Raw genomic sequence first — 12,380 nt, 5'->3', positions numbered from 1 at the left:
CTGATCGCTGACAGCAACTCCGTGGCCGAAGACAATCCGGCTATCGGCAACGTGCTGGACAACGACAGCGATGTGGATAACACCCTCACCGTCGCCAGCTTCACCGTGACCGGTGTTACAGGCAGCTTCAACGCCGGCGATACCGCCACCATCGCCAACGTCGGCACCTTCACCCTCGGCAGCAATGGTGATTACACCTTCACCCCGGCCGCCAATTGGAATGGCACGGTCCCGCAGGTCACTTACGTCACCAATACCGGCAGCGATTCCACACTGGATATCATCGTCACCCCGGAGGACGATGCGTCCGCTCTGATCGCTGACAGCAACTCCGTGGCCGAAGACAATCCGGCTATCGGCAACGTGCTGGACAACGACAGCGATGTGGATAACACCCTCACCGTCGCCAGCTTCAGCATCAATGGCGTACCTGGCACCTTCACCGCTGGCTCCAACGCCGTGATTGCCGGCGTGGGCACCCTGACCATCGCCGCCAACGGCAACTACACCTTTACCCCGGATGCCAACTGGAACGGAGCGGTACCCCAGGTCACCTACACCACCAACACAGGCAGCAGCTCGACGCTGGACATCACCGTCACGGCAGTGAACGACGCGCCGGACACCCACATCACCAGCGCCACCGGCGACGAAGACGCGGCCGGTATTCCGGTCAGCCTCAGCGGCTCGGACTTCGACGGCAGCGTCGCCAGCTTCGTGATCAAGTCCCTGCCGGCCAACGGCACCCTGCTGCTGAACGGTGTGGCACTCAACATCGGCGACAGCGTCCCGGCCACCGGCAATGGCGCCAGCCTCTCCTTCGTGCCGAATGCCAACTGGAACGGCACCACCAGCTTCGACTACGCCGCGGTGGACAACCAGGGCCTGGAGGACGCCACTCCGGCCACCGGCACCATCACCGTGGCCTCGGTCAACGACGCCCCTGAAACCAATGCAACATCCGCTTCCGGTAACGAAGACGCGGCCGGCATTCCGGTCAGCCTCAGCGGTTCGGACCTCGACGGCACCGTCGCCAGCTTCGTGATCAAGTCGCTGCCGGCCGACGGCACCCTGCTGCTCAACGGCGTGGCCCTGACCATCGGTTCGGTTGTCCCGGCCACCGGCAACGGCGCCAATGTCACCTTCGTGCCCAACGCCAACTGGAACGGCAGCACCACCTTCGATTACGCCGCGGTGGATAACCAGGGGCTGGAAGATGCCACCCCGGCCACCGGTACCATCACCGTCGCCGCGATCAACGACGCGCCGGAAACCAATGCGACGTCCGCTTCCGGTAATGAAGACGCGGCCGGCATTCCGGTCAGCCTTAGCGGCTCGGACTTAGACGGCACGGTTGCTCAGTTCATCATCAAATCCCTGCCAGCCAATGGCAGCCTGCTGCTGAACGGTGTGGCCCTGGCTATCGGCGACAGCGTCCCGGCCACCGGCAATGGCGCCAATGTCACCTTCGTGCCGAACGCCAACTGGAACGGCACCGCGACCTTCGACTACGCCGCAGTGGATAACCAGGGGCTGGAAGACGCCACTCCGGCCACTGGCACCATCACCGTGGCCTCGGTCAACGACGCCCCTGAAACCAATGTGACGTCCGCTTCCGGCAACGAAGACTCCGCCGGTATCCCGGTCAGCCTCAGTGGCTCGGACTTCGACGGCAGCGTCGCCAGCTTCGTGATCAAGTCGCTGCCGGCCAATGGCACCCTGCTGCTGAACGGTGTCGCCCTGGCTATCGGCGACAGCGTCCCGGCCACCGGCAATGGCGCCAGCCTCACCTTCGTGCCGAACGCCAACTGGAACGGCACCGCGACCTTCGACTACGCCGCAGTGGACAACCAGGGGCTGGAAGACGCCACTCCGGCCACTGGCACCATCACCGTGGCCTCGGTCAATGACGCGCCGGACACCCACGCAGCCAGCGCCACCGGCGACGAAGACGCGGCCGGTATTCCGGTCAGCCTCAGCGGCTCGGACTTCGACGGCAGCGTCGCCAGCTTTGTGATCAAGTCGCTGCCGGCCAACGGCACCCTGCTGCTGAACGGTGTCGCCCTGGCTATCGGCGACAGCGTCCCGGCCACCGGCAATGGCGCCAGCCTCACCTTCGTGCCGAACGCCAACTGGAACGGCACCGCGACCTTCGACTACGCCGCGGTGGACAACCAAGGCCTGGAAGACAGCACTCCGGCCACCGGCACCATCACCGTCGCCTCGGTCAACGATGCGCCGGAAACGAATGCGGCCAGTGGTTCGAGTAATGAAGACGCGGCCGGCATTCCGGTCAGCCTCAGCGGTTCGGACCTCGACGGCAGCGTCGCCAGCTTTGTGATCAAGTCGCTGCCGGCCAACGGCACCCTGCTGCTGAACGGTGTCGCCCTGGCTATCGGCGACAGCGTCCCGGCGACCGGCAATGGCGCCAGTGTCACCTTCGTGCCGAACGCCAACTGGAACGGCACCACCACCTTCGACTACGCCGCGGTGGATAACCAGGGCCTGGAAGATGCCACCCCGGCCACCGGTACCATCACCGTCGCCGCGATCAACGACGCCCCTGAAACCAATGCAACATCCGCTTCCGGTAACGAAGACGCGGCCGGCATTCCGGTCAGCCTCAGCGGTTCGGACTTCGACGGCAGCGTCGCCAGCTTCGTGATCAAGTCGCTGCCGGCCAATGGCACCCTGCTGCTGAACGGTGTGGCACTCAACATCGGCGACAGCGTCCCGGCCACCGGCAATGGCGCCAGTGTCACCTTCGTGCCGAACGCCAACTGGAACGGCACCGCGACCTTCGACTACGCCGCGGTGGATAACCAGGGGTTGGAAGATACCACCCCGGCCACCGATACCATCACCGTGGCCGCGGTGAACGACGCCCCGGTCGTCGACAGCAACACCATCAACGTCAATGAAGAGAGCGTCGGCACCGACCTGGGCCTGCAAGCGCCGACCGACATCGATGGCGACAGCCTGACCATCACCATCACCGGCCTGCCCACCCTGGGCAACGTCACCCTGGCCGATGGCTCCCCGGTCAGCAATGGCCAGGTTCTGACCAGCGCCCAACTGGAAGGCCTGAAGTACAACGCACCGGCCGACTACACCAGCGGCAATGCTGTGGGTTCGTTCACTTACAGCGTCTATGACGGCACCACCACCGTGAACGGCGCGGTCGGCATTGGCGTCACCCCAGTCAACGACGCGCCGGTCGCGAACGCCGACAGCGACAATGTGCAGGAAGACGCCACCCTGACCAGCACCGGCCGAGGTGTGCTCGGCAACGACACCGACGCGGACGGCGATAACCTGACTGTCGTGGCGGTCAACAACCAGAGCGGCAATGTCGGCCACACCGTCAACGGCCTCTTTGGCCAACTGACCCTCAATGCCGACGGCTCGTACAACTATGTAGCCAACAACGCCAGCAGCCTGGCCCAGGGCGAAAAGGTCACGGAGACCTTCAGCTACACCATCTCTGACGGTAACGGCGGTACCCATACCGCCAACCTGGTGATTACCCTCACAGGGACCAACGACGGCGCCATCATCGGCGGCGTAGACAGCGGCAGCGTGAAAGAGGACACCACGCTCACCACCGGGGGTACCCTGACCGCCACCGACGTCGATGGCACGGACAACCTCTTCACCGCCAGCACCCAGACCGGCAGCTACGGCTCCCTGAGCCTGGGCAGCAACGGCGCCTGGACCTACACCCTCGACAACGGCGCGGCCCAAGTCCAGGCGCTCACCGAAGGCGAGAGCAAGACCGAGACCTTCACCGTCAGCGCCGCGGATGGCACCACCCACGTCATCAGCGTCACCGTGATCGGCACCAATGAAGCCGCTGTCCTCGGCAATGCCAACGTCCAACTGACCGAAACCAACGTCCCGCTGACCACCGGCGGCACCCTGACCATCAGCGACGTCGACAGCCCGGAGACCTTCGTTGCCCAGAACGGCACCGTTGGCGACTATGGCAGCTTCAGCATCGCAGCCAACGGCACCTGGACTTACACCGCCAACTCCGCCTTCAACGAGCTGAATGTCGGTGATTCCCGCACTGACACCTTCGAAGTGGTCAGCGCCGACGGCACCAAGACCAGCGTCACCGTCACCATCAATGGCAGCAACGATGCCCCGCGGACCAGCCCGGAGCATGCCATTGGCAATGAAGACACCGTCATCCAGGTCGACCTGCATGGCACGGATGTGGATGGCACTGTCGCCAGCTTCAAGCTCACATCGCTGCCCGCGAACGGAACCTTCTACAGTGACGCCGCTGCCACCAATCCGCTGACGCTCAGCAGTGTCATCACTGCGACCAGCAACGGCGCGACCATCTACTTCAAACCCGATGCCAATTGGAGCGGCACCACCGACTTCAAGTACGTCGCCACCGACAACAGCGGCCTGGCAGATCCCACTCCGGTTAACGGCAACATCACCGTCCACGCGGTGAACGACCCAACTGTCGTTGCACCCGATACAAAATCCGTGGCCGAAGACAATCCGGCCACCGGCAATGTGCTGGGCAACGACAGCGATGTGGATAACCTCCTGACTGTTACGACGTTCAGCATCAGTGGCGTGCCGGGCACCTTCACCGCTGGCTCCAATGCAGTGATCACTGGGGTCGGCATCCTGACCATCGCGGCGAACGGCAACTACACCTTCACTCCGGAAGCCAACTGGAATGGTGCGGTGCCGCAGGTCGCCTACATCACCAACACCGGCAGCGAATCCACGCTGGATATCACCGTCACGCCGGTGAACGATGCGCCTGTAGCCTCCAACGATGGCCCGATTCCGGTCACCGAGGACACCGCCGCCATCGGCAATGTCCTGACCAACGACAATGACGTCGAACACGACACCCTGGCCGTCACCGACTTCACCTTCGGTGGCAGCACCTACCAGGCCGGCCAGAGTGGCACCGTCGCCGGCGTCGGCACCCTGGTGATCAATGCCAACGGCAGTTTCACCTTCATCCCGGCGCTGAACTACAACGGCCCGGTGCCGACCGCGACCTACACGGTCTCCGACGGCAACCTCACCGACACCGCCGAGCTGAGCTTCGGCAACGTCACCCCGGTGAACGATGCGTCCGTGATGGTCGCTGACACCAAGACCGTCGCCGAGGACAACCCGGCCACCGGCAACGTGCTGAACAACGACAATGATGTGGATAACACCCTCACCGTTGCCAGCTTCACCGTGGCCGGCGTCACCGGCACCTTCACTGCTGGCACCAGCGCCGTGATCGCCGGCGTGGGCACCCTGACCATCGCTGCGGACGGCAACTACACCTTCACTCCAGCGCAGAACTGGAACGGCGCGGTGCCGCAGGTCACTTACGTCACCAACACCGGCAGCAGCTCGACGCTGGATATCACCGTCACCCCGGTGAATGACGCGTCCGTCCTGATCGCTGACACCAACTCCGTGGCCGAAGACAACCCGGCCACCGGCAACGTGCTGGACAACGACAGTGATGTGGATAGCACCCTCACCGTCGCCAGCTTCAGCATCAGTGGCGTCACCGGCACCTTCACCGCTGGTTCCAGCGCCGTCATTGCCGGTGTCGGCACCCTGACCATCGCCGCTGACGGCGACTACACCTTCACCCCGGCAGCCAACTGGAACGGCACGGTGCCGCAGGTCACCTACACCACCAATACCGGCAGCGAATCCACGCTGGATATCACCGTCACGCCGGTGAACGATGCGCCTGTCGCCAGCAATGACGGCCCGATTCCGGTGACCGAGGACACCGCCGCCACCGGCAATGTCCTGACCAACGACAATGACGTCGACAACAGCACCCTGACCGTCACTCAATTCGAAGTAGGTGGCAGCACCTACCAGGCTGGCCAGAGTGCCACCCTCGCGGGCGTCGGCACCCTGGTGATCAACGCCAACGGCAGCTTCACCTTCACCCCGGCCCCGAACTACAACGGCCCGGTGCCGACCGCGACCTACACCGTTTCCGATGGCAACCTCACCGATACCGCTGAGCTGAGCTTCGGCAATGTCACCCCGGTGGACGATGCGTCCGTGATGATCGCTGACACCAAGACCGTCACCGAGGACAACCCAGCTAGCGGCAACGTGCTGGACAACGACAGCGATGTGGATAACACCCTCACCGTCGCCAGCTTCAGCATCAGCGGCGTACCCGGCAGCTTCACGGCAGGTTCCAGCGCCGTGATCGCCGGCGTCGGCACCCTGACCATCGCTGCGGACGGTGACTACACCTTCACTCCGGCCGCCAACTGGAATGGCGCGGTACCGCAGATCACCTACACCACCAACACCGGTAGCGAATCCACGCTCGACATCAGTGTTACCCCGCTGAACGATGCGCCGGAAACCAACGCCACCACTGGCACCGGCAACGAAGACAATCCGATCACGGTCAACCTCAGCGGTTCGGATATCGACGGGAACGTCGGCCACTTTGTCATCAAGACGCTGCCCACTGACGGAACCCTGTTGCTCAACGGTGCCCCCCTGGGCCTTGGCGCAATCGTTCCGGCGACTGCCAACGGTGCAACGGTCACCTTCGTGCCGAATGCCAACTGGAACGGCAGCACCAGCTTCCAGTACGCCTCGGTGGACAACGACGGCCTGGAAGATCCAACCCCGGCCACCGGCACCATTACCGTCAATGCGATCAACGACGCGCCAATCGCCGTCAATGACGGTCCGATTGCCGTCACCGAAGACACCCCGGTCAGCGGCAGTGTGCTGACCAACGACAGCGATCCGGACGGCAATGCCCTGACCGTCACCGGTTTCAGCTTCGGTGGCACCAGCTATCTGGCTGGCGAGACCGCCACCATCACGGGTGTCGGCTCCCTGGTGATCAACGCCAACGGCAGCTTCACCTTCACCCCGGCCCAGGACTACACCGGGGCGGTACCGAGTGCCACCTACACCCTCTTCGATGGCAACCTCACCGATACCGCGGTGCTCAGCTTCGCCATCGCCAATCCCGAGAACGATGCGCCTATCGCGGCGGATGACGGTCCGATTGCGGTCACCGAAGACACGCCGGTCAATGGCAGTGTCCTGACCAACGACTCGGATGCCGATGGCGACGCCCTGACGGTTACCCAATTCGTGGTCAATGGCACCACCTACCAGGCCGGCGATACCGCCACCATCACCAACGTCGGCACGCTGGTGATCAATGCCAATGGTTCGTACACCTTCACCCCGGCACTGAACTACAACGGTCCGGTACCCAGCGCGACCTATACCATCACCGACGGCAGCCTTACCGACACTGGCGTCCTGAGCTTCGGCAATGTCGCCCCGGTGGACGATGCGTCCGTGATGGTCGCTGACACCAAGACCGTCGCCGAAGACAATCCGGCCACCGGCAATGTGCTGGACAACGACAGTGATGTGGATAACACCCTCACCGTCGCCAGCTTCAGCGTGTCGGGCGTCACCGGCAGCTTCAGCGCCGGCCAGACCGCGACCATCGCCAACGTGGGCACCTTCACCCTTGGCAGCAGTGGTGATTACACCTTCACTCCGGCCGCCAACTGGAACGGCAACGTCCCGCAGGTCACCTACACCACCAATACCGGCAGCAACAGCACGCTGAACATCACCGTCACGCCGGTGAACGACGCGTCCGTCCTGGCGCCCGATACCAATACCGTCGCCGAAGACAATCCGGCCACCGGCAACGTGCTGGACAACGACAGCGATGTGGATAACACCCTGACGGTCACCAGCTTCACGGTGGCCGGCCTCACTGGCAGCTTCAGCGCCGGCGATACCGCGACCATCGCCAACGTGGGTACCTTCACCCTCGGCAGCACTGGTGACTACACCTTCACTCCGGCCGCCAACTGGAACGGCAACGTCCCGCAGGTCACTTACGTCACCAACACCGGCAGCAACAGCACGCTGAACATCACCGTCACGCCGGTGGACGATGCGTCCGCGCTGATCACTGACACCAACACCGTCAGCGAAGACAATCCGGCCACCGGAAACGTGCTGGACAACGACAGCGATGTGGATAACACCCTGACGGTCGCCAGCTTCACCGTGGCGGGCATCACAGGCAACTTCAACGCCGGCCAGACCGCGACCATCGCCAACGTCGGTACCTTCACCCTCGGCAGCACTGGTGACTACAGCTTCACTCCGGCCGCCAACTGGAACGGCAACGTCCCGCAGGTCACTTACGTCACCAACACCGGCAGCAACAGCACGCTGAACATCACCGTCACGCCGGTGAACGACGCGCCGCAAACCATCGCCACCAGCGCTACCGGTAATGAAGACACGGTCATCGCCGTCAACCTCAGTGGCTCGGACGTGGACGGCACTGTCGCCAGCTTCAAGCTGACGTCGATACCGGCCAATGGCACCTTCTACAGTGATGCCGCCGCCACCAACCCGTTGACCCTCGCCAGCGTCATCTCTGCGACCGGTAATGGCGCAATCATCTACTTCAAACCCGATGCAAACTGGAATGGCACCTACACCTTCCAGTACGCCGCTACCGACAACGAGAGCCTGGCGGATGCCACGCCGGCGACCGGAACCATCACCGTCAACTCGGTGAACGATGCGCCGGAAACCATCGTCACCAGCGCTACCGGTAATGAAGACACGGTCATTGCCGTGAACCTCAGCGGTTCGGACGTCGACGGTACTGTCGCCAGCTTCAAGCTGACCTCGCTGCCGGCCAATGGCACCTTCTACAGTGACGCCGCCGCCACCAACCCGCTGACCCTCGCCAGCGTCATCGCTGCGACCGGCAACGGCGCAACCATCTACTTCAAGCCCAACGCGGATTGGAGCGGAACCAACACCTTCCAGTACAGCGCCACTGACAATAGCGCCCTGGCGGATGCCACTCCTGCGACCGGCACCATCACCGTCAATCCGGTGAACGACGCGCCGCAAACCAACCCGGCCAGCGCTACCGGCAATGAAGACACCGTCATCGCCGTCAACCTCAGTGGTTCGGACGTCGACGGCACTGTCGCCAGCTTCAAGCTGACGTCGATACCGGCCAATGGCACCTTCTACAGCGATGCCGCCGCCACCAACCCCTTGACCCTCGCCAGCGTCATCGCAGCGACCGGCAACGGCGCAACCATCTACTTCAAACCCGATGCAAACTGGAATGGCACCTACACCTTCCAGTACGCCGCTACCGACAACGAGAGCCTGGCGGATGCCACTCCGGCGACCGGCACCATCACCGTCAACTCGGTGAACGATGCACCGGAAACCATCGTCGCCAGCGCAACGGGCAACGAAGACACGGTCATCGCCGTGAACCTCAGCGGCTCGGACGTGGACGGCACTGTCGCCAGCTTCAAGCTGACCTCGCTGCCGGCCAATGGCACCTTCTACAGTGACGCCGCCGCCACCAACCCGCTGACCCTCGCCAGCGTCATCGCTGCGACCAACAACGGCGCAACCATCTACTTCAAGCCCAATGCGGAGTGGAGCGGCACCAACACCTTCCAGTACACCGCTACCGACAACCAGAATCTGGTGGATGCCACCCCGGCGACCGGCACCATCACCGTCAACGCGGTGAACGACGCGCCGGAAACCAGCGTGGCCAGCACTTCCGGCAATGAAGACAGCCTGATCGCCATCAGCCTGAGCGGCTCGGATATCGATGGCACGATCGCCAGCTTCAAGATCACCTCGCTGCCGCAGCACGGCACCTTCTTCAGCGATGCAGCCGGCACAATCGCCATCACGGCAGCCAGCGTCATCGCTGCTGTGAGCAATGGCGCCACCATCTACTTCCGCCCCGACAGCAACTGGAACGGCAACACCAGCTTCCAGTACAGCTCGGTGGATAACGCCGGCCTGCAGGACGCAACACCGGCCCAGGGCACCATCACGGTTAATCCGGTCAACGACGCGCCGACCTCGGCCAACGGCACGGCCAGCGTCAACGCCGGCAACACCTACACCTTCAAGGTGGCGGACTTCAGCTTCAGCGACAGTATCGATGCCGCAACCGGGCAGACCCACAGCCTGCAGAACGTGATCATCAAGGCACTGCCGGGCAGCGGAACCCTGCTGCTCAACGGCGTGGCCATCGGCGCCAACACCTCTGTGAGCGCCAGTGATATCGCCCAGGGCAAGCTGACCTACCAGCCGGGCGCAAGCGGCAACCAGACTACATTCCAGTTCGCTGTACAGGACAGCGGTGGCACCGCCAATGGCGGGGTCAATACCTCAGGCAACCATGACTTCACGCTGAACATCGGCCGTGTCGAAGTCCCGACCAACCCGAACAGCGACAACAACATCATCGGTGGCGCTGGCGACGACGTGATCCTCGGCGATACCGGCGGCACCCTGACGACTACCCAACCGGGGACCAACTACAACGTCGCGCTGATCGTGGACACCTCAGGCTCCATGGCCTACAGCCTGCAGGGGCAAAGTGGTGTCACTTACGCCAACTCGCGGATGAAGCTGGTCAAGGACGCTTTGCTGAACCTCGCGAACCAGCTGAAGAATCACGACGGGGACATCAACATCACGCTGATCGGCTTCGCTGGCTCCGCTACCACCAAGATCAGCATCACCGACCTCAATAACGGCAACATCGAGCAACTGCTGGCGGCTATCGGCCGCAGCCAGAATGAGGGGCTGAGTGCCACTGGCAGCACCAACTACCAGGACGCCTTCGAGGATGCCACCAGTTGGTTCAATGGTCAGAACAACGGCTACCAGAACCTGACGCTGTTCCTCACCGACGGCGACCCCACGACAACCAACAGTGGTGCCAGCAGCGATTACGACGTACTTACTCAATCCATCGCCACCTTCAGTACCCTGAGCGGCCTCAGCACCGTGCGCGCCATCGGTATCGGCCCGGGCGTGAACGAGAACTATCTGAAGTTCTTCGACAACACCAGCGTGACCGGCAACAGCTCGCTGAACCTCGGTACCACGAACACGACCATTGCCAACTTCGACAGCAACGGCGGTAACAACAAGATCAGCAACTGGACCACTACCGGCGACAACGACGGTGACGTCAGCCGCGAAAGCGACCAGCTCCAGATCAGCGACGAATACGGCGACGGCGCCATACGCACCACCAGCCCCGAGTTCAACGTCAGCGCCAACAATGCCGGCAAGCTGAGCTTCAGCTACCGGGGCATCGAGTTCAGCAGCGGTGACACCCTCACCTGGACGCTCTGGAAGAAGGTATCGGGACCAAACGGCACCACGACCTGGACTGTGGAAGATTCCGGAGTCAGGACCGATGGCACCAGCGCGACCATCGAATCGAAGGTACTGAACGACGGCACCTACAAGATCGAATTCGCCCTCAACGACAACAGCACCCATTGGTATTGGGGCAGCAACGATGCGGTCGTGCGGATCGACAACATCGCCGTCACCAGCCAGATCATCGTCACCGGCCCCACCGGCCAGGTCGACATCGTCCAGCAGGCCAGCGACCTGACCAGCGCCCTCAACGGCGGCTCCAGCAGCACTACGCCGGTGGCCGTGGGCCACGACACCATCAACGGTGGTGCGGGTGACGACATCATCTTCGGCGACACCATCAACACCGACTACCTGCCTTGGGGCGTCAACGGCAACCCGGCCAAGCCGGCCGATCTGCCGGCAGGTTCGGGCATGAAGGCGCTGCAGAGCTTCCTGGAGTTGAAGAACGGCCACGTCGCCACCTCGGATGAGCTGTACAGCTACATCAAGAACAACCACTCCACCTTCAACGTGGATGGCGACACCCGTGGCGGCAATGACCTGATCCAGGGCGGTGACGGCAACGACATCCTCTATGGTCAGGGCGGCAACGACCAGCTGATCGGCGGCAACGGCAACGACATCCTGTTCGGCGGCACCGGCACCGATACGCTGACCGGCGGCAAAGGCAGCGACCTGCTCTGGGGTGGCAGCGGCAACGACACCTTCGTGTGGAAGGCCGGTGACTCGGGCGTCGTCGGCAGCCCTGATCAGGATGTGGTGAAGGACTTCAAGATGAGCGAGGGCGACAAGCTCAACCTCAGCGACCTGCTGCAGGGGGAATCCAGTGCCACCATCGACAACTTCCTCAAGCTGATCGTCGACAACGGCACCGGCACCGCCACCCTGCTGGTGAGCAAGGACGGCCACCTGAACGATGGCGGAACCGCTGCCAGCCATGCCGACCTGTCCATCACCCTGGAAGGCGCGGCGGCCCAGCTCAGCGGACAGTCCATCAACTCCCTGATTGCAGGTGCTGATCCGACCATCAAGGTCGACCAGAACTGATGCCCCCCGGCCCGCAGCCACTCAGGTGGTTGCGGGCCGGGGGCGTCTGCCCTCATGCTCGCGGCATTCCTGAAGGG

The 12,380-nt window shown here is 63.2% G+C and carries 1 protein-coding gene; it reads left to right on the top strand.

Annotated features, from left to right (window positions below; all coding sequences use genetic code 11):
• A complete protein-coding gene (locus tag DM872_RS27260; RefSeq protein ID WP_256873491.1) occupies positions 1-12,303 on the top strand; it encodes a tandem-95 repeat protein in 12,303 nt (4,100 codons plus the stop codon).
• Positions 12,304-12,380: the final 77 nt, after the last annotated feature.

The sequence above is a fragment of the Pseudomonas taiwanensis genome (assembly GCF_013393345.1).
GTDB lineage: Bacteria > Pseudomonadota > Gammaproteobacteria > Pseudomonadales > Pseudomonadaceae > Metapseudomonas > Metapseudomonas resinovorans_C.
This window is presented reverse-complemented; position numbering and strand designations above follow the sequence as displayed.